This window comes from Acidobacteriota bacterium (assembly GCA_016196035.1).
GTDB lineage: Bacteria > Acidobacteriota > Blastocatellia > RBC074 > RBC074 > JACPYM01.
This window is the reverse complement of sequence record JACPYM010000111.1, coordinates 24215-49644: the sequence shown is the minus strand read 5'-3', so window position 1 is coordinate 49644 and position 25430 is coordinate 24215. Positions and strand designations below refer to the sequence as shown.

General features: G+C 60.1%; 18 protein-coding genes. 4 read left to right on the top strand and 14 right to left on the bottom strand.

Going from position 1 to position 25430, the window contains the following annotated elements:
• Positions 1-141: 141 nt before the first annotated feature.
• From HY011_31595 to HY011_31585, 3 genes are read right to left on the bottom strand one after another with little or no spacing between them, the layout of a single operon-like run.
• Positions 142-897, bottom strand: coding sequence for a phytanoyl-CoA dioxygenase family protein (locus HY011_31595; GenBank protein MBI3427492.1), 756 nt, complete (start codon positions 895-897; stop codon positions 142-144).
• Entirely contained in the window at positions 872-1183 is a 312-nt protein-coding gene (locus HY011_31590; GenBank protein MBI3427491.1) for a CRISPR-associated endonuclease Cas1, read from the bottom strand. Before HY011_31590 ends, HY011_31595 begins: the two co-directional genes overlap by 26 nt.
• Before the next feature lie 16 nt (positions 1184-1199).
• The gene (locus HY011_31585; protein ID MBI3427490.1) at positions 1200-3992 is read right to left on the bottom strand and encodes a carboxypeptidase regulatory-like domain-containing protein; all 2793 of its coding nucleotides are present in this window, start codon (positions 3990-3992) and stop codon (positions 1200-1202) included.
• A gap of 187 nt (positions 3993-4179) precedes the next feature.
• Between HY011_31585 and HY011_31580 the strand changes: the two genes are divergently transcribed.
• From HY011_31580 to HY011_31565, 4 genes are all read left to right on the top strand, one after another.
• The gene (locus HY011_31580) at positions 4180-4752 is read left to right on the top strand and encodes a sigma-70 family RNA polymerase sigma factor (GenBank protein MBI3427489.1); all 573 of its coding nucleotides are present in this window, start codon (positions 4180-4182) and stop codon (positions 4750-4752) included.
• A 26-nt stretch (positions 4753-4778) separates the two neighbouring features.
• On the top strand, positions 4779-4961 hold the full coding sequence (locus HY011_31575) for a hypothetical protein (GenBank protein MBI3427488.1): 183 nt from the start codon (positions 4779-4781) through the stop codon (positions 4959-4961).
• Positions 4962-4973: 12 nt separating this feature from the next.
• On the top strand, positions 4974-7910 hold the full coding sequence (locus tag HY011_31570) for a serine/threonine-protein kinase (GenBank protein ID MBI3427487.1): 2937 nt from the start codon (positions 4974-4976) through the stop codon (positions 7908-7910).
• 158 nt (positions 7911-8068) lie between these two features.
• Complete coding sequence (locus HY011_31565) at positions 8069-9220, top strand: c-type cytochrome (GenBank protein ID MBI3427486.1); 1152 nt, start codon at positions 8069-8071, stop codon at positions 9218-9220.
• A gap of 410 nt (positions 9221-9630) precedes the next feature.
• Here the strand turns inward: HY011_31565 and pobA are convergent, their stop codons facing one another.
• The 11 genes from pobA to HY011_31510 form a co-directional block, all read right to left on the bottom strand.
• On the bottom strand, positions 9631-10806 hold the full coding sequence (pobA, locus tag HY011_31560; protein MBI3427485.1) for a 4-hydroxybenzoate 3-monooxygenase: 1176 nt from the start codon (positions 10804-10806) through the stop codon (positions 9631-9633).
• 284 nt (positions 10807-11090) lie between these two features.
• The gene (boxB, locus tag HY011_31555) at positions 11091-12488 is read right to left on the bottom strand and encodes a benzoyl-CoA 2,3-epoxidase subunit BoxB (GenBank protein ID MBI3427484.1); all 1398 of its coding nucleotides are present in this window, start codon (positions 12486-12488) and stop codon (positions 11091-11093) included.
• A gap of 305 nt (positions 12489-12793) precedes the next feature.
• Positions 12794-14413, bottom strand: coding sequence for a benzoyl-CoA-dihydrodiol lyase (locus HY011_31550; protein ID MBI3427483.1), 1620 nt, complete (start codon positions 14411-14413; stop codon positions 12794-12796).
• Positions 14410-15933 (bottom strand): benzoate-CoA ligase family protein, encoded by a 1524-nt coding sequence (locus HY011_31545; GenBank protein ID MBI3427482.1) that lies wholly within the window; start codon positions 15931-15933, stop codon positions 14410-14412. Before HY011_31545 ends, HY011_31550 begins: the two co-directional genes overlap by 4 nt.
• A complete protein-coding gene (locus HY011_31540; protein ID MBI3427481.1) occupies positions 15930-16853 on the bottom strand; it encodes an alpha/beta hydrolase in 924 nt (307 codons plus the stop codon). Before HY011_31540 ends, HY011_31545 begins: the two co-directional genes overlap by 4 nt.
• Before the next feature lie 115 nt (positions 16854-16968).
• Positions 16969-17448: a DUF3237 domain-containing protein gene (locus HY011_31535; GenBank protein ID MBI3427480.1), complete on the bottom strand. Its 480-nt coding sequence runs from the start codon at positions 17446-17448 to the stop codon at positions 16969-16971.
• On the bottom strand, positions 17445-19283 hold the full coding sequence (locus tag HY011_31530; protein MBI3427479.1) for a feruloyl-CoA synthase: 1839 nt from the start codon (positions 19281-19283) through the stop codon (positions 17445-17447). The genes HY011_31535 and HY011_31530 overlap by 4 nt, the downstream gene beginning before the upstream one ends.
• 55 nt (positions 19284-19338) lie before the next feature.
• Entirely contained in the window at positions 19339-20418 is a 1080-nt protein-coding gene (locus HY011_31525) for a cobalamin-independent methionine synthase II family protein (protein MBI3427478.1), read from the bottom strand.
• A 104-nt stretch (positions 20419-20522) separates the two neighbouring features.
• Complete coding sequence (locus tag HY011_31520) at positions 20523-21413, bottom strand: NAD(P)-dependent oxidoreductase (GenBank protein ID MBI3427477.1); 891 nt, start codon at positions 21411-21413, stop codon at positions 20523-20525.
• Positions 21414-21677: 264 nt separating this feature from the next.
• Entirely contained in the window at positions 21678-23678 is a 2001-nt protein-coding gene (locus HY011_31515; GenBank protein ID MBI3427476.1) for a glycoside hydrolase family 3 C-terminal domain-containing protein, read from the bottom strand.
• Between the two features lie 43 nt (positions 23679-23721).
• A complete protein-coding gene (locus HY011_31510) occupies positions 23722-25239 on the bottom strand; it encodes a tannase/feruloyl esterase family alpha/beta hydrolase (GenBank protein MBI3427475.1) in 1518 nt (505 codons plus the stop codon).
• Positions 25240-25430: the final 191 nt, after the last annotated feature.

The following is a 25430-nucleotide window of genomic DNA, read 5'->3' as shown; positions in this document are numbered from 1 at the left end:
TGGCGTGTACGGAAGAGCGTGTAGCAGCGGGACAGTACCGCGCGCGTCAGCAAGCGGAGCACTACGCCGTTGACCCAGTGCGCCAGATGTGACACGCCGCTGGCTGACGCGCGCGGTACTGTCCCGCTGCTTGGGATCCGTTCAACAACCAAGCAGGTAGCGCACGGCGGGCGGCAATTCCGTCGGCTGATTGTGTAACGGCTGCGTAAAGGGCGGAACGGTCTCGCGCGCATGAAAGACACATTGCACAGCCCGGCGCGAGCGCGTGCTGTCATTGCGCGTACCGCTGTGCCAGAGGTGGCCGTTGAAAACCAGCACCGCGCCTGCCGCAGCCGTCACGCGCAATTCCGCCGGGTGATGCGCCGCCGGATCCGCCAGGTTTTTTGGCTCACCGCCTTTCAGCAGATGCGTGCCCGGCACGACCCGTGTCGCGCCATTGCTGGCAGTGAAATCATCCAACAGCCAGATGGCAGTCACGACGTAAAACGGTTCGTGCGGCGCACGCGGCATCCAATCGGTGTGCAAACCTTGCTGGCCAAACCCCGGCAGCGGATCGCGCCCCGCGCATTGGGTCAATCGGAAAGAGCGCCTCAGCACTTGATGCGCGGCGGCCAACACTTTGGGTTGCGAGCAAACGTCCAGAAAAGCTCGGTCGCGGTTCAGCAAATCGCCCGGATGGCGCGTACCAGTTTCTTTGCCGCTAACACCTTGGCGTTCAAACGCCGCAATCGCCTCAAACGCCGCGCGCATCTGCCCCAACCAAGTGGCGTCAATAATTCCTGGCAGCAGGAGATAGCCCCGCTCATCCAGGGCGCGTTTCTCCGCGTCCTGCAAGGAGGCTATCGTCACGCCCGTTTGGCTTAGGGCTTCTTCAACAGTGGATACTGTAGACCTCATAGTGAACTAGCATCTGATAACAGTTCTTATGTATCAAGTCAACAGCAGCAAGGCGAACACTCATCGGGCCTCGTTGGCCGAGCGCGTACAGATAAGACAGCAAACAGTTGATCACATCGCCCGGCGGACGTTTCGACCGCGTCGTAAAGGCGAAATCGTCGCGCTGTTGCTGCAAATGCAAACTGAACACCTCGAAATACAAACTCGCCGCCTGCCCTTCATAGCCGCGAATCAGTGCGGCACTTGCGTCATCCGCGTATCTATACGCTGGTCGAATTGCGCACAGGCTTCGGCTAACTGAGCTAAAAGCTGAAGCGCACGCCGAGTTCCAATTGCCGCGCGGCGCTCGCGCTGCTGGGCAAGCCGAAGTAAGGCGAACTCAGCACGCCGCTGAATTGCCCGTAGTTGACGCGGTTGAGCAGGTTTGAGATTTGCGCCGTCAACTGCACGTTGAATCGTCCGCTGCCTTCGTTACCGCCACCACCGGGGCCGCCAAAACCACCGGGGCCGCCGAACCCGCCGCGTCCGCCGCCCCCACCACCAAAGCCGCCGCCGCCTTGCGCGGCCTGCCCGTTCGTGTCTTTGCGCGCGCCGAAGCTGAAGGTTTTGCTGACGTTCATGTTCACGTTGAAATTGCCGGGGCCTTGCGCCGTGTTGCGGCCCAGGCCGAGCGGGCGGTCATTGAAAGACGTGTCGCCGTTGTCGTCGCTGCCCGTCGTGATCGTGTAAGGCGCGCCCGACGAAGCTGACACGAACGGCGAAAGGCTCAGACCGTAAGGCAGCGAGACGCGCCCACCCACAAAGATGGTGTGGCGGCGGTCGTTGGCCGCGCGCGCCCATTCGTTGAGCAGGTCGTAATTGTTCGCGGGCAGCGCGCTGGCGCCGTCAGCATCGCTGCGGCTGAACGAGAGCGAGTAATTGCTAAACACGTTGAAGTTGCGCCCCAGGCGGCGATCCAAACGGAATTGCAGGCCGTGGTATTGCGAACGCGCCGATGATTCCAGTTCGTAAATGTTGCCGACATCGCCGAGTGGGCGCGTCACGGCGCCGTCCGCGTCGGTGAAAGGCGCATTGATATTGCGCGTGCGGAACTGGTGCAGGCCGCGCGTGTAAATATAGGTCAGCGAACCCGTCAGCCCTTTGGGCAATTGGCGTTCGATGGCGGCGGAAAGATTGACCGTGTAAGGCGCGCGCAGGTTCGATTCCAGCGTGCGCGTGATCGTGTTGGTGATACGCAACGCCGCGTCGCCCGCAAAGGGGTCGGGGTACGACGGGTTTTGAATGACGATGCTCTGTTGGCGCACGCCGTCGTAACGCAAAGTGTTTTCATAAAGGCTGCCGTTGAGGCGTGTATAGAAGACGCCGCCGCCCACGCGCACCGTCGTCTTACGGTCTTTGAAAGGCGACCAGGCCAGGCCGAAGCGCGGCGCCAGATTGTTTTTGTCCTGCAAATACTGCTGAAACTCGTGGCGCAAGCCGAACGAGAGCGTGAGCGTGGGTTTGACGCGGAAGTCGTCCTGCACAAACCAGGCGGCTTCATAACGGTTGTAAGCCAGCAACGTCGCGCCGCGATTGACCGTGTATTGATAACGCGCCGCCGCCAGCCCGCTTAGGGTTTCGCCCGCCAGCACGCGGCGATACTGATCGAGACTTGAGAAAGTGAAGGTGCCGTTAAAATTGCTGGCGTCTTCGTTGTGATTGGTCTCGTATTGAAACTGCACGCCGCCTTTGAGGGTGTGCCGTTTGCGCGTCCAGGTCAGGTAGTTTTGAAATTCGAGATTGTTGCCGCGCGTCGTGTTCGACACCGTCGAGCCGCCGCCGTTGAAGGCGTCGAGCACATTGATGGCAACCTGACTGGGCGTGACCGGTTGCGCCGAACCGCTTTCGTGCTGGAAGCGCAAACGCGCCTCGTTGAGCAGGTTGCTGTTGACGATGTAAGTCTCGCCGATTTGCAAGGTCTGGTTGTTGTTCACGGCATTTGTGCCGCGTTCGGGCAAGATGTAATTGCCGCTCACCGCCAAGCCGCCGCCGCCAAAACCGCCTCCGCCGCCACCCGGCCCACCACCGCCCGGCCCGCCGCCGCCAAAGCGCACGGCGAATTCACGATTCTGGCTGTCGTTGCGAAAGAGGTTGTAACTGACGTTGAGCGTGTTGCGCTGATTCAACAGGTAATCCGTGCGCAGATTGAACGACGTGCTGGTGTTGGGCGCGGGCACGTTGGCGACGAAGACGCCGTCGAGCGTCGTGGCGTTGACCGCGCTGCTGCCTTCCAAACCGCGCCGTTCGATGTTGGCGAAGAAGGACATCTTTTTCGGAATCAACGCGCCGCTCAGGTTGAACGAATAGCGGTTTTGCGCGACTTCGGGTTTGACGCGGGCAAAGGCGTTGCGCGCATCCAGCCCCGAATTGCGCAGGTTGTAGCTCGCACTGCCGCGCCATTTGTCGTTACCCGGCTTGGTGATGATTTCGATGCGGCCAAAACCCGATTGCGCGAATTCGGCGGCGTAAGGGTTCTGGTTGACGCGAATTTGCAGGATCGCATCGCGCGGCGGCAGCCGTCCGCCGCTAAAGCCGTCAATCATGATCTGCGCGCCCTGGCCTGCCCCCGGACCGGCCAACGCTTCGAGCTGTTGTTTGAGGTCGTCTTCGTTGTCGGGCAGCGTCTTGATGAAATCTTCGCCCAGGACGACGGCGCTCAGGTTTTGATCCGGCTCGACTGAGGCGCCGGTTTCCTCGGCTTTGACTTCCTCGACGATGTTCATCGCGGCAATCGCCAGCGTGATTTTCAACGGCCCGCCCGCGAGCGGCACATTCACGGCCTTTTGCGCGAAGGGCTGAAAGCCTTCCGCCGCCACGCGCAGCGCATAAACGCCCGCCGCCAGATTGGGCAGCGCGAATTCGCCCACGGCGTTGGCCGTCGCGGTGAGCGGCTTGCCATTCGCGCCCGTCAGCGTCACGACCGCGCCGGGAATGAGCGCGCCGGTTTCGTCAACGATTTGCCCGCGCAGGGTGTTGAGGCTTTGGGCTTGCAGCGTGAACGCCGCAATTAAAACCGTGAAGACAACCGCCAACCAATTGAAACTCTTGCTTTTCATATCCTTTTTCCTATTTGAGACGACGACTTGATGATACGTTTGAGATTCTGCCGGGACAGCCGCTTGCCGCCCTCACCCACATGAGACGGAATCTGGCGGCAAAACCCGCCACGCGCGGAAAGTTTTTTTCTCACTCGCAGAAAAAGCTGTGAACGTGCGGCTAGAATGAACGTCTTGTGAATTGCCAATGGAAAAGTCTACGTCACCACAAATCACCCAACTCTTGCTCGCCTGGGGCGCAGGCGATGAGGCCGCGCTCGCCCAATTGATGCCGTTGGTTTACGCGGAATTGCGGCAGGTGGCGGCGCGGCATTTGCGGCGGCAGCGGCCCGGCCATACCTTGCAAACGACGGCGCTGGTCAACGAAGCCTATTTGCGGCTGATTGATTCGAGTCAGGTGCGCTGGCAAAACCGCGCGCACTTTTTCGCCGTCTCGGCGCAATTGATGCGGCGCATTCTGGTGGATTTCGCGCGTTCACGGCAGAACCTTAAACGGGGCGGCGGCGCGCAACAGGTTTCGCTCGACGAAGCGTTGGCCGTCGCGCCCGAACGCGGCGCCGATTTGCTGGCGTTGGATGACGCGCTGACGCGCTTGGCGGCGCTCAATCCGCGCCAGGCCCAGGTCGTCGAGTTGCGTTATTTCGGCGGCCTGAGCGAAGAGGAATCCGCCGAGGCGCTCAAGGTTTCGCTGCGCACCGTGCAACGCGATTGGAAACTGGCGCGGCTGTGGTTGTACCGTGAGTTGAATCAAGTCGTGTGACACAAGTCGGAAATAACGAAAAAGATATGAAGGCTTATCTCATCACCACGGGCGCAGTGTTCGGCCTGATTGTCGTGGCTCACATCTGGCGCGTTATCGAAGAAGGCCCTGCTTTGGCAAAAGACCCTTTTTATATTGTCCTCACGCTTGCCGCTGTGGCGCTCTGTCTTTGGGCTTGCCGCTTGCTCAAACGCCTGCCGCGCTCGTAAGAAGGAAATTGCATGACGCCTGAACGCTGGGAACAAATCGGCAATCTTTACGAAGCGGCGAGCGCCTTGTCAGCCGCGCCGCGCGCCGCGTTTCTCGCGCAGGCTTGCGCCGGTGACGCCGAGTTGCGCCGCGAGATCGAAGCCATGTTGGCGGCGGAACAGTCGGTGGGCGATTTCATTGCCGCGCCCGCCATGCGCGACGCGGCGCAGTTGGTCAGCGCCCAGCCGCAGGGCTTGCGCATCGGCCAGCGGCTCGGCCATTACGAATTGCTCGCGTTTGTCGGCGCGGGCGGCATGGGCGAAGTTTACGCCGCGCAGGACACACGGCTGGGGCGCAAGGTCGCCGTCAAGGTCTTGCCCGCCGCGCTGGCGCGCGATGACGAACGCTTGCGCCGCTTCGAGCAGGAAGCGCGTGCCGTCGGCATGCTCAACCATCCGAACATCCTCACACTGCACGATGTCGGCACGCACGAAACCGTGCCCTATCTCGTGTCGGAATTGCTCGCGGGCGAAACGCTGCGCACCTGGCTCAAACGCGGCCCGCTGCCGCCCCGCAAAGCAGTTGAGTTCGCCTTGCAAATCGCGCGCGGGCTGGCGGCGGCGCACGAACGCGGCCTCGTCCATCGTGATCTGAAACCCGAAAACATCTTCATCACCACCGACGAACGAGTAAAGATTCTCGATTTCGGTTTGGCCAAACTCGTGCCGCCGCGTTTCAAAGCGGCGGCTGAAACCAGCGCGGCGAGCGCGGCGACGAACGACACGCTGCGCAAACTGGCGGCGGAAGAGGTGCAAACCAATCCGGGCATGGTGCTGGGCACGGTGGGTTATATGGCGCCCGAACAGGTGCGCGGCGGCGAGGCCGACCAGCGCGCCGACATCTTTGCGTTCGGCGTGATTCTGTATGAGCTTTTCGCGGGTGAGCGGCCCTTTCGCGGAGCGACGGCAGTTGAAACGATGAACGCGATTCTCAACCACGAACCGCCGGAACTGCCCGCGCTACAACGCGCACAAGCGCCGGGGCTGGAACGCATCATTCACCGCTGTCTCGAAAAGCGCCCGGAGCAGCGCTTTCAATCGGTCAGCGATTTGGGCTTTGCGCTCGAAGCCTTGACAACGTCAGGCTTGCCTTCAGCCGAAGCCGTCACGCTGCGGCAGGAGGCGGCCTCCGTTGGCTGGTGGCGGCGTTTTACCGCTGTTCAATGGGTTTGGTTTTGTGTCGCCTGTGCCGCGCTCGCGTTCGGCGCGGGTTATTTCACCAGCTCTTTCAAACGCGCCACGCCGCCAGCCGAAACGCTGCGGCTCTCGCTTGCGCCGCCCGACAAAGTCACGCGCATGAGCGATCCGGTGCTGGCACCCGATGGCCGCCGCCTCGTTTTCAGCGCCGCCACCGAAGGCAATCGCTCGTCGTTATGGCTGCGCCCCTTGAGTTCATTGGGCGCGCAACCACTGGCAGGCACCGAAGGAGCCAGCGCGCCGTTCTGGTCGCCCGACGGGCAAAGCCTCGGTTTTTTTGCGCAAGGCAAACTCAAACGCCTCGCGCTCAACGGCGAATCGCCGGTCACGCTGGCCGACGCGCCCAGCCCGCGCGGTGGCGCATGGAATCGTGACGGCGTCATCCTGTTTGTGCCTCATCCGAGCGCAGGCATACAGCGCATCACGGCGGCGGGGGGGGCGGCGGCGACGTTGACCACGCCCGACGCCGCGCGGCAAGAGAGCAACCATCAATGGCCCAGCTTTTTGCCCGACGGAGGCCATTACCTTTATCTGGTCACCGGCCAACAAGCGAGCGAAACAGGCATCTATGTCGCCGCGCTCGACGGCAGCGCGCGGCGGCGGTTGCTGAGTGCGACCTCGCCCGCGCTGTATGCCAAAGGCGCGCGCGGCGGCGCATTGCTGTTTATGCGCGACGGCGCGTTGTACGCGCAAGCATTCGATGCGGCCGCGCGCCAGTTGCGCGGCGAACCGGAACGCCTGGCCGAACAGTTGGCGGGCGGCGCGTTCGGACGCGGCGGCTTTTCGGTTTCAGCCAACGGCGTATTAGCGTATGCCACCGGCAACCCGGCGAATAATCGTCAGCAGCCCGCCTGGTTCGACCGCACCGGCAAGCAACTCGGCGAACTCGGTTCGGTCAATCGCTATCTCGGCGCGAGTCTGGCACCCGATGAAACGCGGCTCGTCACGGCGCGGCCCGATCCGGCAGCGGGCGCGGCGGATTTGTGGGTGCTCGATCTGGCGCGCGGTACCGAATTGCGTTTCACTTTCGATCCGGCCAATGACATGTTTCCGCTTTGGTCGCCCGACAGCAGCCGCCTCGCTTGGGTTTCGACGCGCGACGGCGCTTCGAGCCTTTATCAAAAGGCCGCGAACGGCGCGGGGCAGGACGAATTGCTGTTCCGCTCCGGCCAGCAAAAATTCCCCACGGACTGGGCCGCCGACGGACGGCTGATTCTCTTTCAAGACAGCGCGCCGCAAACGAAATGGGACGTGTGGGCGCTGCCACTCGAGGGCACGCACAAACCTTACGCACTGCTGCAATCGGCCTTCAACGAAACCGGCGGACGCCTTTCGCCCGATGAACGCTGGCTCACCTGGGTGTCGGACGAATCGGGCAGCAACGAAGTGTATGTGCAGGGCTTCGCCGCCAACGCGCTGACCGGCGGCAAGTGGCAGGTTTCCATCAAAGGCGGCGACCAGCCGCGTTGGCGCAACGACGGCAAGGAATTGTTTTATGTCGCGGCGGACGGCAAGCTGATGGCTGTCGCGGTGCAAAGTCAGGGCGCGGCGTTTAAGCCGGGCGCGCCGAATGAATTGTTTGATCTGCGCGCGCTCAAGACCGCAGGGCGCGGTTATGAGGTGTCGAGCGACGGGCGCAAATTCCTGCTGGTGACCAATCTCGAAGACGCCGCGACAGCGCCTTTCACCATCGTGCTGAACTGGCTCGAATAAAAACCTTCGTCTGGACAGGCGCCCAAACGAAGACGCTCAAGGCACGAACACTTTACAGACTGAGGCGCGGCGCACCGGAATGACGCGCGTCAGCTTTCGCGATGCCGACGCAAGCGCTGTTGTTGCGTCAGCATTAACCCATCACACTGGAGATCCCGATGATTATCAAAACCCTCAAACGCAGCCTGCCGCTCATGGCTTTTGCGTTGGCGCTCGCGGGCATGGCCTCGCGCGGCGTCGTGAATTCACAAGACGACAAGCCGGTCGAACAGGTCAAGAAAAACATTCAAGTGCTCAAAGGCATGCCCGATTCGCAATTGCGTCCGCTGATGAATTATTTCAACGCGGCGCTGGGCGTGCGCTGCAATTTCTGCCACACCATGAAAGACGGCCGCATTGATTTCGTCAGCGACGAACACGAACACAAAGGCATCGCCCGCCAGATGATCAAAATGGTGCAGGAAACCAACAAGAACAGCTTCGGCGGCAGAAACCAAATTTCGTGTTTCACTTGCCATCAAGGCCGTGGAATTCCCGCCGCTGCGCCGACCTTCCCGCTGGCCGCGCCTGCGGGGCCGCCGCCGGGTGGCCCGCGTCCGCCAGGGCCGGGTGCTCCGGCTGCTGGTGCGCCGCCCGCAGGCCCGCCGCCCGCGCCGCCGAGCGCTGAATCGGTCTGGGACAAATACGTGCTGGCCGTCGGCGGCAAAGAGGCCGCCGCCAAGCTGAAGACCCGCGCGCTGACCGGCACGTTCACCAACGGCAACAACCAAACCATGAAAGCCGAAGTGAAATTCGCCGCGCCCGGCAAGCTGCTGACGACCATGCTGATGACAACGCCTGATGGCCAAACGGCTGAAATCGTCTCGGCGACGGATGGCGCGACGGGCTTTGCCAAAGACCCGCGCGGTGTGCGCGCGCTTAATCCGGTTGAGTTGAATGACATCAAAGCGTTGGCTGACGTATTGAACGCCGTCAAGCTGAGCGAGCCGCTTCCAAAACTCGCGACCGGCCGCGGCGGGCGCGTCAATGAGCGGGCGACGACGGTGCTGCGCTTCGAGCAAAACCAGACACGCACGACGCTGTTCTTCGACGCTGAGACCGGGTTGTTGTTGCGGCGCATTGATACGAACCCGCACTTCCTCGGCGCGATTCCGCAGCAATACGACTTTGAGGATTACAAAGAGGTGGACGGCGTCAAACTGCCCATGACAGTGCGCATCTATTCCGTAGACAACGCCATCACTGGCACCTGGAAGTTCACCGAAGTGAAACACAACGTCGCGTTCGACGGCGTGAAATTCACGCAATGATGACCAGCACCAGTGGGACGGATTGAGCATTCATGTCATTACCCACATCTTTCGAGTTTAGCAGTTTCCCGGTTTTGGCCCTGAAAGGGCCGTGGATATTAGCCGGTGGTGAAACCACCGGTAGTAGTAACCGTGCCGGATGACGCGCACCCCGGCAGGGGTGCGGGACGGGCTGCTGCCCGCTCAGGAAGTGCGAATTTACCGTGACTCGTCCCGCGCCCCTGCCGGGGTGCAACCGCAATAATGACGGGGCTTCCGGTGGTTTCGCTTCGCTTCACCACCGGCTAATATCCGGCGCGCCTCCGGCGCAAAAGCGAAAAGATGTGGGTAATGACATGCTTGAGCATTCTGTCCCACTGGCGCTGACCTGGACGCGCCAGTCTCTCAATGCGGAAAGCAGTGCGGCGGGTTCAGACGTCAAACGGCAACCCCACATAATTTTCAGCCAAGACCGTCGCCGCCGCCCGCGAATGCACGACATACTCCAATTCGGCCAATTGCAGCTTTTGCTGAAACGGCGTCGCGTCGGGAAAGCGATGCAGCAGCGACGTCATCCACCACGAAAAATGCTCGGCGCGCCAGACGCGACGCAAACACGTCGCCGAATAGTCCGCCAGCAAATCCCGCTGGCCCGTCTGGTAAAACGCCGCGAAGGCGCGCGCCAACACGCGCACATCGGCAATTGCCAGATTCATCCCTTTCGCGCCCGTCGGCGGCACGATGTGCGCGGCGTCGCCCGCCAAAAACAAGTTGCCGTATTGCATTGGCTCCGTGACAAAGCTGCGCAGCGGCGTCACGCCCTTTTGCAGGATCGCGCCTTCCTGCAACGTCAAATCAGTCGTGCCCAGCCGTCTTTCCAGCTCCTCCCAAATGCGCGCGTCGGGCCAGTGCGTAATGTCTTCGTCAGGCGCGCATTGCAGGTAAAGCCGTGTGATGTCGGGCGTGCGCATGCTGAAGAGCGCAAAGCCGCGTTCGTGCCGGCAGTAAATCAACTCTGCGGCGGGCGGTTTTGATTGCGCCAGAATGCCCAGCCAGCCGAACGGATAAATGCGCTCATAAATATGCAACGCGCCCGCCGGAATGGCGGGGCGGCAAACACCGTGAAAGCCATCGCAACCCGCGATGAAATCGCATTGAATCTCATGTGGTTCGCCCTGGTGGTAAAAGCGAACTTGCGGCGCCTCAGTGTCGCAGGCATGAATGGATGTTTCTTCGACTTCAAAATATAGCGGCGCAGCGGCGGCGAGCCGCACCTCGATCAAGTCTTTGACGACTTCCTGTTGGCCGTAAACGGTGATGGCGCGCCCGCCCGTCAACTCATGCAGATTGATGCGCTGGCGGCGTCCGGCGAAACTGAGTTCGAGGCCGTGATGAAGCAGCCCCTCTTGCCGCAGGCGCCCCCCCACGCCAGCTTCGACGAGCGTCGCCACGCTGCCTTGTTCCAGCACACCTGCACGCACGCGGTCTTCGAGGTAGCCACGGCTGCGGTTTTCGATGACGATGGATTCGATGCCCTGCTGGCGCAGCAACTGCGCCAACAACAATCCGGCTGGCCCGGCGCCGACGATCCCGACTTGTGTACGCATAAAACCCTCCCGGGCGCTCGCGTGCCTGTTAGCGTCACAGGCCATCGCCTGCAAAGGGGATGGCCGGACTCAGCAGCTCCAGAATTGAAGTGCCCTGTAAGCCTGTGGAGCTCAAACTGATGCCTGGCTCCTGGCTCCTGATTCCTGATCAGCAGAAAATCAGCCAGCATTTTTAGCTTGTCAGGAATCAGGAGCCAGGAGCCGGGCATCAGTCCCCCAGTACGACACTTCGCCACAAGCTGAAATTTGGAGCTACTGAGACTGTTTGTCAGCCAACGTGGCCGCTACAACCGCACATATTCAAATTCAAACGACAGGCGATTGATGCCGGTTTTGGGTGGCGCGATCCAGTTGGCGATTTTGCCCGGCGCGGTCACCGGCGTCATTAGGCTTTGCACGTATTCACGATCCGCCTGCGTCGGCAGCCAGGCGGCGCTGCGCCGCGCGAATTCCTCAGCCGACAGCGGCGTGCCATGAACGTCAAAATGCTGCCCGGCATAGGCCCCGACGTGCCGGTGAAATCGTTTACTCGGCAGGTAAAGCCGTTCGGTGAGATCTTCGTCCGCAAGGATTTTGTTCCAGCGCGCCAGCCCGCGCGCGCAATCCTTGCCGTATTCATTGCGCAGGACTTCGTTGAGCGCATTGCGCAACGGCACTTCGCGGCAATGCCAGTGGCCGTTTTCCAGCACTTCAATCTGGTAGCTGCCCGCCGCCGCGACGTGCTCATCGTAGCGTTTCTGCTCTTCGTATCGTCCTTTCAAACCGGCGGCAAAAAAGGCGGCTGAGTTGGAACTGATTTCGCCGCCAAACAGATCGAGCGAATAGCTGTACCAGTAGTTGATATATTTCTGAACGATGTCGAGCGGAATGCCGCCCAACGCGCGCACCTCGCCCGCTTTCAGCAACTGCGCCGTGCGTTCGACGACGCGCCCCACGCCGTTTTCACCGACGGACAGGTGATGCGCTTCTTCGGTGAGCATAAAACGGCAGGTGCGCTGCAATGGCTCAAAGCCCGATTCGGCCAGCGCGGCCAATTGATACTTGCCATCACGATCTGTAAACATCGTGAACGCGAAAAAGTTCAGCCAGTCATCACACGGTTGATTGAAGGCTTGCAGGATGCGCGGTTTGTCGGGATTGCCGCTGCGCCGTTGCAACAACTCTTCCGCCTCTTCGCGTCCATCGCGCCCGAAATAGCCGTGCAGCAAATACACCATCGCCCATAAATGACGGCCTTCCTCAACGTTCACCTGAAACAGATTGCGCAAGTCGTACAGCGACGGACAGGAATGCCCGAGTTGCCGCTGCTGCTCAACAGAAGCGGGTTCGGTATCTCCCTGCGTCACGATGATGCGGCGCAGCGCATTGCGGAATTCGCCCGGCACTTCCTGATAAACAGGCTTGCCGTAATTGTCGCCGAAGCCGATTGTTGCGTCCGCCGCCGGCGGCGTCAGAAAGATGCCCCAGCGATAATCGGGCATCTTGACGTAATCGAAATGCGCCCAGCCCGACGGCTCGACGCTGATCGCCGTGCGCAGGTAGACATCTTTTTGCTGGAATCCGTCCGGCCCCATCTCATTCCACCAACTCAAATAATTCGGCAGCCACTTTTCCAGCGCGCGTTGCAATCGTACATCGTCAGCCAGATTCACGTTGTTGGGTATGCGGTCGTAAAGGCTCATATCGGTTGTCGGTTGTCGGTCGCCCGTTGTCGCTTGTTGGTGTCGCTTGTCAGTCGCCAGCCATCTGTTGCCATTGGAAATCCTGCAACATTTGTTTGCAGGAAACCGACGACAGGCTACCGTCGAACCTAGATCGGTTTTCACTACGATGCACGGGAAAACCGCGCAGCGAGACAGTACCGCGCGCGTCAGCAAGCGGAGCTTTGGCAGTTTAGCCAATGGTGCCAGCTTGACACGCCGCTTGCTCACGCGCGCGGTACTGTCCCAGCGTCAACTGACTCCTGTATACGCCATTGCAAACTGATCTAGGTTCGGCGGTAATCAAACTTCGCCTGCGCCGGCTTGCCGTAATTGGTCAGCGCACCGTGTTCGCCGACGGTGTTGGGGCGTTGGAAAATCCAGTTTTGCCACGCGGTCAGGCGTCCGAAAATTTTAGTGTCGCAGGTTTCTGCACCGGCAAACCGCAAGTTCGCCTCCATGCCGGTCAACGCATCGGGCGACAATGCCGTGCGCTCTTCAATCGCCAGCCGGATTTCATCGTCCCAGTCCAGCCCATCCGGCGCAGCCGTAACCAAACCCGCATCATCAGCGGCTCCGGTGTCGAAGCGCCCGCCTTGCAACACAACTTCGACGTGCTCCGGTGTGGCGAGGAAGCGCGATTGCAAGCGCGTCAGGCCATTGCTCATCGGCAATGCGCCTCCGTTCAATTCACTCGTCGCAATCTCAACCGGACGCGATAGATCGTTGAGCATGTACATGCGATCAGACGCGAGCGCGAGTTCGAGCAAACTGCCCGCAAAACAACTGCCGGGTTCGATCAGCGCGAAGAAACTTTTTGCCGTCAGATCGAGCCGCCGCAGCGCCCGCGCCAACAGCAACCGCGTCTCGCGCACCAGCCAATGTCCGCGCTGTTCGGTCAACACACGATCCATTGCCAGCACGTTTTCCAACTCACCCGACGTGCGCAAACACACCAGGCCGATTTCCGGTTCGTTGACGCGCAGATGCAGCAGCGCATTATCCAGTTCGCGGAACGCGTCGAGCGGCCACCACGCATCACCGAGTTTTAGAATTTCGTTCGGGTCGGTCGGCAATCCAGCATCCGGGCCACGCATCGTCAATTCGGCATAACGTTTGTCACGCCGCAAGCGCAAGCTGACATAGCGGTATGCGCGCGCGGCGGCGGTGCTTTCAATTTGCAACGGATGCAATTTGATCCCTTGCGGCCGCTCACTGCCAAGCGCAAGTTCGCGCGCTCGCGCGGCAATTGCTTCGTCAAATTTGCTCGTCGCAAAATATCCGTCAATCAAGCCCCACTCTTTCGCGCGCTTCGCCTTCAGGCCTTCCGCCAGCGTAGAAAAAATATCGGCGCGGTCACGGCGGATTTTGCGTTTGTCCACCAGCCGCGTCAGCCCGCCCGTACCCGGCAAGACGCCGAGCAACGGAACTTCAGGCAGCGACACTGCTGCATTACTGTCATCCACCAGATAAATTTCTTCGCAGGCAAGCGCCAGTTCGTAACCGCCACCCGAAGCCGTGCCGTTCAGCGCTGCGAGATAGCGCTGCCCCGAATGGCGCGAGGCGTCCTCAATGCCGCAGCGCGTTTCGTTGGTGAACTTGCAGAAATTGACCTTGTGCGCGTGCGTCGAACCACCCAGCATGTAAATGTTCGCGCCCGCACAGAAGATGCGCGGCTTCAGGCTGGTGACGACGACGACACGGACTTGCGGGGATTCAAAACGCAGCCGTTCGACCGCATCGGCGAGTTCGATGTCTACACCGAGGTCGTAGGAATTGAGCTTGAGTTTGTAGCCGTCAAAGAGCGTCGCGTCTTCGTTGACATCCATCGTCAAAGTAGCGATTGCGCCGTCAACGCGAAGCTTCCAATGCTGGTAACGATCCGGCGAAGTTTCAAAGTTAATCATTGCGTCTCTTCCTGCCGTAATTTGAAGCGTTGTATTTTCCCGCTCGCGGTCTTCGGCAACTCACTCACAAAATCAATGCGGTGCGGATACTGAAAGCGTTGCAAGCGCGCTTTGCACCATTGTTGCAATTCTGTTTTGAGCATAGGCGTTTCCGCACCAGTCAAAATAATCACGGCGCGAATGCGCAGCACGCCGTCCACATTGATGCCGACCACGGCGGCTTCATTCACCGCCGCGTGTTCCAGCAACACGTTTTCCATTTCAATCGGCGAGACCCATTCGCCGCCGACTTTGAGCATGTCGTCGGCGCGGCCTTCGTACCAATACAAGCCGTCTTCGTCACAGCGATAGCGGTCGCCGGTCACCACCCATTCACCCTGTATCGTGCGTTGCGTCTTCTCACGGTTGCGCCAATAAAACGCGGCGGCGCTCGCACCCTTTACCAGCAAATGGCCCGTCTCGCCAACACTGACAGGGCTGCCGTTGTCATCCAGCAATTTCAGTTCATAGCCGGGCACGGGCTTGCCGCTCGAACCAGGTTGGCATTCTCCGGCGGTGTTCGAGCAAAAGATGTGCAGCATCTCGGTCGAGCCGATGCCGTCGAGAATCGGCAAGCCGCAGCGATCTTTCCAGCGTCGCCACGTTTCCGGCGCAAGCGATTCCGCAGCGGAAATGCAGCGCCGCAGCGAAGACAAATCCGCCCGCGCACAAGCCGGATCGTTCAGCAGCGCGTTGTAAAGCGTCGGCACGAGACACAACACAGATGGGCGATAACGTTCAATAGCTGCGAAAATACTGCTCGGCGTGGGCCGCGCGGGTGATAACACCGAAGCCGCACCGACAGAAAAGGGAAAGCTCAAGGCATTGCCGAGGCCGTAAGCATGAAACAACACGCGGCCAAACACGATGTCATTTTCGGTGAGTTGCAGCACGTTGCGCCCATAAGTTTCGCAGGTTGCCGGAATCGCACTGTGCAAATGCACCACGCCTTTCGGCTTGCCGGTCGAACCGGAACTGTAAAGCCAAAACGCCATGTCATCGCGGTGCGTGTTGGCAGGGACAAGCACGCTCTCTTGCTCGGCGAGCAATTTATCCAGCTCTTCAGCCACGATAACATTGACTGCTTCATCATAATCAGCGAGTGCCTCGTCCAGTTTGTCCAAGTGCGCTGCGTCGGCGATGACAAGGCGCGCTGCTGTGTCTTCGAGAAAGAAGCGGTAATCGGCGGCTTTGTACAAAGGATTCACCGGCACCGGCACCGCGCCGAGGCGCATTGCGCCGAAAAATGCTACGGGAAACGCCGGCGTATCGCCGAGGATGAGCAGCACGCGATTTTCCGCCACGACCTCATATTCGTGCAACAACCAACCCAGCGCACAGACGCGCGCGAACAATTCGCTATAGCTGATCTGCTCGTTGCCAAAATAAAGCGCCGTCCGCGCGCCGCGCCCTGCTGCCAGGTTGGCGTCCAACAGCATCGAGGCGTTGTAGCGTTGCGAGTGGTTGGCCGACAGTGTCATTTCAGCAAGCCCTGTGTTTTCAGCCAATCGCCAAAGCGATCAATCCAACTGTCTACGGGCCAGCCGCGATTGGTGAGGCCGAAGCCGTGTCCGCCTTTTGAATAAATGTGCAATTCCGCCGGGCGTTTGGCGGCTTTCCATTCCAGATAGAGCTTGGCGCTGCTGCCGGAAAATGTTTGGTCGTCATCGGCGACTGCGATGAACAGGGGCGGCGCGTCCGCCGCGACGGGCAAGCCGCTGGTGCTGCCGCCATAAATCGGCGCGGCGAAATTCGGGCGGCTCTCCGCGTCGTGTTGCATGACGACGCCCATCGCCAAGATACCGCCTGCCGAAAAGCCCATCAGCCCGATGCGATCCGGCGCAATGCCCCATTCGGCGGCGCGTTGGCGCACCAACTTGATAGCCTGTCGGCCATCGGCAATGGCAAATTCAACCGCCTTTTGCCGCGCTGGATTGGGCGCAGGTGGCGCGGCAACGGGCGCGGGCGCTTTCGGTTGTGGGGCAGTGGCGCGCGCCATCGCAGCGGCTTGCGCGCGATACTCTTCCTCTGTGCCGGAATCCAGCAACCGATATTTCAAAACGAACGCTGCGACACCCCGCGCTTGCAACCATCGCGCTACGGCATTGCCTTCCTTCTCAATGGCGAGGTGCATAAAGCCGCCGCCGGGCGCGATGATGATCGCCGTGCCATTGGCTTTGCCGCGCTCTGGCAGAAAAGCCGTCAGCGTCGGTTGCGTGACGTTGCGAATCCGCCGTTGTTTGTCGGCGTTGGTGAATTCGACCTCCTTTTGTTTGGCGTTTTCGGAACCGGGCGCAACGCCGGGGTACAGTGTAATAACGGACTGTTGCGCGAACGCAAAATTTGCCAGGCACAATAAGCAGGTGGCGACACAACCTACTTTGCCCAAATTGTTTTTCATCATTGCCTCATAGCCTGCTTGGCTCAAATTGTTTTTCATCCTTGCCTCGAAGGCCGATATGCGCGGCACTGTACCAGCACTGCACGCCCAGCCGTATCCGCAAATACAACCCAATCTAGGTCACGGTGTAAAAGTCCAACAGCACTGCCGCTTTTGTGCGCAGGCCCGAACAAACTGCGACAACACGATTCAGCCAGTCATATTTCGCGGCGCCTGTTTCAAACACGGGCACGGCGCGAAAGTAATACTTGGCCGGATCAACTTCCTCGCCACGCGCCACCGCCGCCAACACTTCGGGCGGCCCGTGCCGCACGCCGGTGTTGCGCACATAAATCAATGCGCCGTCTTCGGTGCGCAGCGTGTAGCGGGCTTCGAGCAGCGCGGTGCCGTCCGCCGCGACGATTTGCCAATCCGCGCCGCCGGGCAGCACCTCGCCGCGCAAACGCGCGCCTTCCACCCGCCCGCCCGTGATGTTGATGATGCGGCGTTCGCCCAGCAACACCTTGCCAACACCGAGCGGCGGCGCGAGCGTGATGGTTAAGTGCGCCAGTAATTCGAGGCGCGGCGTAACAGGTTTCAATTCCACAATGTTCATCCTTTCGAGTTGTCGAGGTGAATTACCTCCGTCGTAGCACCATACAACCGTTCCACCCATGCCGCGCGGCGTTCCAGCACGGCGCGTTGATTGATGTAGCCTTTATCCGTGATTTCGCCCGCATCAATCTGCGGCGGTTCGGTTAGCAACAAAGCGCGCGTCGCATAGGTCGAACTGCCGCCGCCCGCCGCGCGCAAACGTTGCAGCCCCGCGCGCACGGCTTCACGCACGCGGGTATCAGTGAGTGATTCACCACCGGTCAAATTCGGAAAGATCAAAAAACCGATCTCGTCACGGTCATGTCCGGTGACGACGATGTCTTGCGCGACGGGCGCGAGCGCGGCGATGGCTTTGACGCGCAAGGCTCCTGTGTGAACCCACGTGCCGCTCGCCAGCTTGAACTCTTCGGCCAGCCGCCCCGCGAATTCGATGCCCTGCGTTGGATCGTCAACGTCGGCGAACCGTCCCGCATCGCCCATGCGATAGAAGCCTTCTTCGTCAAACGCCGCCGCCGTCAAATCAGCGCGCCGCCAATAACCGGGCGTGACATTCGGCCCGCTTACGCGCAATTCATATTTCTCTGCGTCTTTATTTGGGCCGGGCAGCGGAACCATTTTCAATTCATTGCCCGGCGTAGGCAGCCCGATGACACTCGCCCGCAACGGCGTGAAATGCACCAGCGTCACTTGGGGCGCGGTCTCAGTCGCGCCCCAACCCGAAGTCAGTGGCACGCGCTGGCCCTTAGCCAACACAGATACGCTTTCCAATCGCTCCCACAAATGTGTCGGCAAGGCGGCTCCGGCGTATTGCATGACTTTGAGCCGCGCGAAAAAGCTGTCGCGCAACACGGCGTCGTTTTCGAGAAAAGGCAACAACGCTTCGTAGCTGCGCGGCACGCCGTAATAAAGCGTCGGCGATATTTCGCGCAGGTTACGCACCGTCTTTTCGATCAAGCCTGGCACGGGTTTGCCTTCATCAAGGTAAAACGTCCCGCCATTGACCAACGCCAAGCCAAAATTATTATTGCCGCCCGCCGTATGATTCCACGGCAGCCAATCCACCAGCACGGGCGGCTCTTCTTGCAAAAACGGCCACGCCTGCCTGAGCGTCTGCTGATTGGAACAAAGCATGCGCTGCGTATTGATGACCGCTTTCGGCTCACCCGTTGAACCCGAAGTCAGCAGGAACTTGGCAATGGTGTCGGGCGTAATAGCGGCAAACGTGCGATCCACTCGCTCGGTGTTTACGTCGGCCAGCAACGAGGCAAAGGTTTGCGATGAACGTTCAACCGCTTCCTTGTTGCGCGCAACGATCAATTCAAAGTCGCAATCACGCAACGCCGCCAGCGCCGATCCATAACGTTCGCCGTCATCGGCGAATACCAACCCTGGTGTGAGCAACGCGAACACCGCGCGCAGCTTTTGATAATCGCGCGACAGCAACGAATAGGCCGCCGAGATCGGCGTATACGGAATGCCCACGTGCATGGCGGCGAGCGCGAGCAGCGCGTGTTCCAGCGAGTTTTCAGAAAGGATGGCAAGGGGGCGTTCGGCTGAAAGATCGCGTTGTAACAGCGCAGCGGCCAACGCACGCACCTGCTGAAGCGCTTGCGCAAACGTCAGCGTGCGCCATGCCTCACCATCGCGTTGCGCCAGATAAATTTGGCCGGGACGCTCGCGCGCCCAATGTTCAAGATGTTCGCCCAGGCAGCGCGCGTAAGGCGCAAGCGGTTCCGGCGAACGCAACAGCAATGCGCCATCCTCGCGCCGTTCGACCTCAACGCGCGCGGGCAGGAAGCTCACCGGAACGAACTCATTCGCTGTTTGATCTTTCATCGCACGGCATCACCAATGACAAATCTCAAATCTCAAATCTCAAATGCCAAATCTCTCAGCCCCACACTTCGCGCGCCGTCTCGGCCACCAGTCGCAACTTGGCTTCTTGATCGGCGGGCGTCACCAGATTGCCTTCGAGCGTGGAAGCAAAGCCGCATTGCGGACTGAGCGCCAGCCGGTCGCGCGAAATATATTGTGCCGCCTCATTGATGCGGCGTTTGAGTTCGTCCTGGCTTTCGAGTTCGGGTTTCTTCGTGCTGACCAGCCCCAGCACGACGACGCGGTCTTCGGGCACTTCGGCCAGCGGCGCAAAGCCGCCCGAACGCGCGTCATCGAATTCGAGCAGGAAGCGGTCGAATTTGGTTTTCTGAAATACTTTCGTGATCGGCCCGTAATCGCCCTGCGCGTAAAACTTGCTCTGGTTGTTGCCACGGCAAAGGTGCAGCCCGAATTGCACAGTGGGATGCTCATTGATGATGGCGTTGTCCATCTCAATGGACAGGTCTAGCAAACGGTCGGGGTCGTTGCCGCGTTGCCGGTAGCCCGCGCGCAAGTCGGGATCGAGCAGCGCAGTATATTGCGGCGAATCAATTTGAATGTACTGGCAGCCGAGCCGAATCAATTCATCAATCTCGCCGCGCAGAATATCCACCAGGTCGGCGAGATAGGCGTCCACCGTGGCATACGCGGCCTTTGATTTATCGGCGTCGTAATAGGCCGCCGCCTGTTGCGCGCTGACCAGCGTCGTTTTGGCCGGGCGCGTCGTACTTGCACGCAGCCAGGTGAATTCCTCGGCGCACATGTGCCGCTTGCGCCGCAGCTTTGACACGACGACGGGGCGTTGCAAGACCAACTCTTCGCCCGCCTCATCGCGAAACGGAATCGCCCAACCGCCGTATTTGTCGAAGCCTTCGATGGCATCAATCAAATGTCCATAAAACGCATAGCGCCGCAGTTCGCCGTCGGTGACGACTTCGATGTCGGCGCGTTCCTGCAACTCGACGGCCTCGCTGACGGCGCGGTCTTCGATTTGTTTGAAGAGCGTGTCAGACATTTCGCCTGCCTCGTGTTTGACGCGCGCGTCTTTCAAATACGCCGGTCGCAACAGGCTTCCTACCACATCGCTTCGGTACACAGTTTCTCCTTATCACTCAACTCTTGCCCACGAAGCCACACGAAGAGAACACGTAGAAAAACAATTCTTCTTCGTGCTTGCTTCGTGCGGTTTCGTGGGCGAGATCATTGTTGTTCAATCGCTTGCGCCAGTGCGCGGTAATCTTCCGGTACCTGGCCGCCGAAATGTTCATTCAAGCCGAGTTGCGCGCCCCACTCCTGCCGCTTGACGATGGCCTCGGCCATTAACGGTTCGATGCCGGCGGCGCGCAACGTCGCCGCCACTTCCTCTAATTCGCGCGCGCGCCGTTCGCCGTGTTCGATGACGCGGCTCATGCAATACCCGGCGAGCTTGCTCCAATTCATGCCTGGCCACGACGCTTCGAGCGAAGCGAACACGCGCTCGTCCACACCGTATTTCGTCGCACCTAGCACGCATTCAAACAACAACGCTTCGAGTCCCTTGACGATGATGCTGCGGCACATTTTGACCGCGACCGCCACGCCGATTTGTTCTGACACGACTTCTAACTTCATGCCGTAAGGCGTGAGCAAGTCGGCGAAGACTTGCGCAGACGCGCCGCCCAACAGCATCGGCGTGCGATGCCCTTGCGGCGGCACCGGGGCCATCACGGCGGCTTCGACAAAGCGCGCGCCGGTGGCGGCAATAGTCTGGTCAAGCGCACGTTTGGTCTCGGGCGAAACCGAATTGAGATCGGCGTAAAGGTGCCGGGCTTGCAAATAGGGCGCTGTCTGAGTGGCGGCTTCGGCGGCGGAACTGGCCGTGACGACCGAAAGTAGAATGTCGCTCGCGTGCGCCAGTTGTGAGGATGACGCGGCCAACTCGACTTCTGTTTCAGCGGCGCGTTGTTGAATGCGTTCGCCGCGTCCGGGCGTATGTGTGTGCAAGTCATACGCCGCCAGCCGTGTCATACCCGCGCCGCGCAAGCCTTTGGCGAGGTGATAGCCCGCTTCGCCAAAGCCGATAAATCCGAGTTTCGGTTCGTGGTTCATCATCAATACATCAGACCTGTTGCGGTGGAAAACATTGCGAAACTTGCGTTTTGGCGCTCACTGCCAACTGCTTAACCGTCATTCTCCATTCTGCATTCTCCATTCCCGGACAGCGGTAAACCTCAATCAAGACGGTCTCTGCATAAGAATGGAGAATGCAGAATGGAGAATGCAGAATGGCGGTCGCCCGCCGGATTTCAGTATCCCTGTCGCCAATTTGCTTACGCTGTTATTTCCAAAGGCCGCAACAACTCTATCACTTACATTTCAGTGCTGGCTGGCGGCGTTGCGTTCATACGTCAGCCCGTAGCCGAATTTGTAAAGCGGCGTCTTTGTATCGTAGGGTGTGTCTACAGCCTGCGCTTTGACTTCGGCCATCGAAGACGGCAGTTCAAAGGGCAGCTTTCCTTGCGGCGCGGCCTTGCCGGTTAGCACCTCAAACAGCGCCGCATCACTGACGCCGAAATTGCCGAGCAGCGCGGCGGCCTTATCTTTCACGTTCGTCAAAATGGCCGGACGATCCAAATAGATCGTCACCACCGTCCGGACTTTGGCGCTGGCGGCTTTGATGGCCTCGTAATCGGCTTGGCCGTCGTGAAAACTTAGATCACCTTCGTGCTGGCGCGCGCCGAAGAAGTAATTCGGATGCAACGTCTCAAACGGCGCGACAGTGCGGAGCAAGGCCAAATCAGCGTCTTCCATCTTTTCGACCACCGTGAAACCGTAATCACGCGCGACCTGCGGATTGATTTTGTATAGATACAGCTTTTTGATTTGGGCGCTGAGCGGCAACGTTTTGTTTTTGTTTTCGAGTAAGACGAGCGCACGGCTTTGGGTGGCTAGCGCCTCTCTCACGAACGCCGCGTTGCCCGCGCCGGCTTCAACCTGCGTCGCTTCGACATAGGGATTCTCGAACAAGCCCAATTGAAATTTTTGCAGCATGATGCGGTACACCGATTCTGCCAGCCGCGCTTCGGTCAGCTTTCCGGCTTTGACGGCCTCGACCAGAATACGCGACTCCTCTGTGCCGCCGAATTGATCCAAGCCCGCGTTGACGCCTTTGATGAAACGTTCGGCGCGTGTCAGGTTTTCGACGCCCCACGGCATTCCGATATAGGCCGGAGAAGGCGGCTGTCCGGGCGGCAAACCGTTTGCGCAAGGGCCTGTGCAATCGTTGGTGATCGCCCAGTCGCTGACAATCACGCCCTCGAATTTGTAACGCCCGCGCAGCTCTTCGGTCAGCAGTTGATGGCTGAACCCCGCCCCGACTGGTTCCAGCGGTTTACCGTTCAACGTAACGTTGCGCAGGATCGGATAGGTCGGCATCACACCAGCGACATGCGCCGCAAACGCACCGGTGAACGGAATGAGGTGATAGGCGAAATTGCGCTGCGGGAAGTCCGCGTATTTGCCATAGGCCGAATGCCCGTCGAATCCTTCGGGCTGCGCCCCATAACCGGCCCAGTGTTTGACAACCGTGATGACGCTGTCTTTGTTTAGTCCGCGACTGCCGTTTTGAAAGCCGCTGATGTAAGCCTGCACCATACGTTTCGCCAGTTGGGCATCTTCGCCGAACGTGCCATTGATGCGGCTCCAGCGCGGCTCAGTCGCCAGGTCGGCTTGCGGCGACAAAGCCATGTGAATACCGACAGCGCGATATTCCTGCCGCGCGATTTCACCGAACCGCTGCATCAGCTTCGCGTCGCCCAGCGCGGCGAAGCCCAGCGTTTCCGGCCATTGCGAAAAGCCGTTACCGCCGGAAGACGCGCCCAACACGTATTGAAAGTGATGGCGCGGGTCGGTGCTGATGGTCAGCGGAATGCCGAGCCGCGTTGCTTCGGCGAGTTGTTGCAGCTTGTTGTTTTCTTCGGCCAGCAAGCGCGGCGCGGTTTGCAGACGGGTGATAAAGCTGTTGACCTGCGCCTCCGCCATCGCTTTGCGATTGGCTTCGAGATCATAGCTTGCGCCAGCGCCAATCGCGCCCATTTGTCCGCCCGTGCGCAACGTGCCGTGCATCATTGCGCCCGCTTTTTCTTCGAGCGTCATTTGCCGGACAAGGTCTTGGGCGCGTACCTGTGGCGTTTGCCGCCAGTCTTCATACACCTCAAGCTTGCCGTTCCGGTTTAGGTCTTTGAACTGCAAGCCCGCCAATTGTAAGACCGGCACGCCGTGCGCTTTGATCACCGGTTGTTGCTTGGGACTCGCCTGTGGCGAACTGGCTTGTAAGGCGAGCAACAAAAGCAAACCGACTGATAACCACGCTTTCATCAGAATGTCCTCCTACGAGTTTCTCGTTGAATGCTGCGCCAGCTTACTGACACGCGAAATTCTCTGCCTTACTCACGTCGCCGCTGCCTTTGTACTTGGCGACTGCCGGATAAGCGCAATGCGGGCGCGCCATCACAGGCGCATTGTTCACGACACGCTTGCCCGCAATCACGCCGGGCGCAATGCCTTTCTCTACCCAGTCCACCAGCGGCGTGAACCAGTCGGCGTCATCGCAGCCGACACCGCCGCGACAATGGAACATGCCGGGGATCAGATACAGCTTGTAAAACTCACGGGTCTGCCGCACGCCCAGCTTCTTCAGCACGGATTCGTAGTAATTCACCGACATTTGCGGATTGACCAGCGCATCGGCCCAACCGTGGTAGTGAATGATTTTGCCGCCGCGTTGTTTGACTTTGCGCAAGTCGGGATCGGTCGCGTCAATCAGTTTGGAAATCGCCGCAAGCCTGGCCGGGTCGGTGTCGAAGTTGAATGACTTGTAGCTCCAATCCGCCCCCAGCGGCGGCCTGATCATAAAGCGCATGAAGGTTTCGCCGAAGGCCAGCCCCGCGCCCGGATCGGCGCCGATGCTGCCGATCCACGCGCTGCGGCCATTCGGCGGAGCGATCTCCGCGCCCACCGGTTGGCCGGGATAAAGCAGCTTGCCTTTGGAATCACGCACGCCGCCATACACTTTTTTCAAGCCCGCAATTTGACCCGTGGTGAAGCAATCTTTCCCATCAACGTCGCCCGCGCATTTCGGCAAATCCAGCGCCGGATCGAACGGGCAGCGGCGCGGGTCGGCAATCAAATTGTCTTGCACGCCGTCCACGCCATCGCATTTTTGATAAATCGCGGCGGCCAGCAACGGCAGCTTTTCAACGGCGATGCGCCCCGGCTCGCTCGTCACGGCTTGCGCGTTCCAGATACCGCGCAATTGCTCGTGCGAAATTTTTAGCACCGGCGCGCCGATGACGTAACCGTCAAAGTCCGCCGGATAACGTTGCGCTTCCATCAAGCCTTGCCGCCCGCCGGTCGAACAGCCCACCCAATAGGAATACTTTGGCGCGCTGCCGTAATAGGCCGTGATGATCTGCTTGGCCAGCACTGCCGTGTTGTGAACGGCCAGATAAGCGTAATCGAGCACCTTGCGGTCGGCATGCGGATTCTGCGGCCCCGGATTGGCAAACGTCGCCAGCGGTTCTTTGGCCGCATCGTGCCCCGTGTCGGTCGAAGCCGTCGCGTAGCCTTTCTGCAACCCCGCGTTCATCGGCCCGTGACTGATCGTGCCCGCGTATCCGCCGCCGCCAACCATGTAAAACCGGTTGTTCCAATTCGCCGGCAGCTTGACGGCGAATCTGGCTTCGGGCGCAATGACGCCGCGCACGTCGCAATGTTCAGGCGCTTGCGCCGTGGCGGCGACAACCGCCGCCGATTCGATTTTGATGTCCGCGCCGAATGATTTGGCGGCGAGCGCGGAGCATTTGCTGTCTTGCGCAAAGGCAGCCGCCGCAACCGCAATCACAAACAACAGCGTAGTGATGATTGAGCGAATGTTCATGGTGTTGATTTCCTGTTTGCGCGCGCCGGCCGTTACCGCGCGCGCGTGCCGCATTAGATCAGTTTGCAATTGCGTATACGGGGCAGTGTGTGGGGACGGTACCGCGCGCGTCAGCAAGCGGCGCAGCGGCGCTGCACCAGTGGTTCAACGGCTCAAACACCGCTTGCTGACGCGCGCGGTACCGTCCCGCC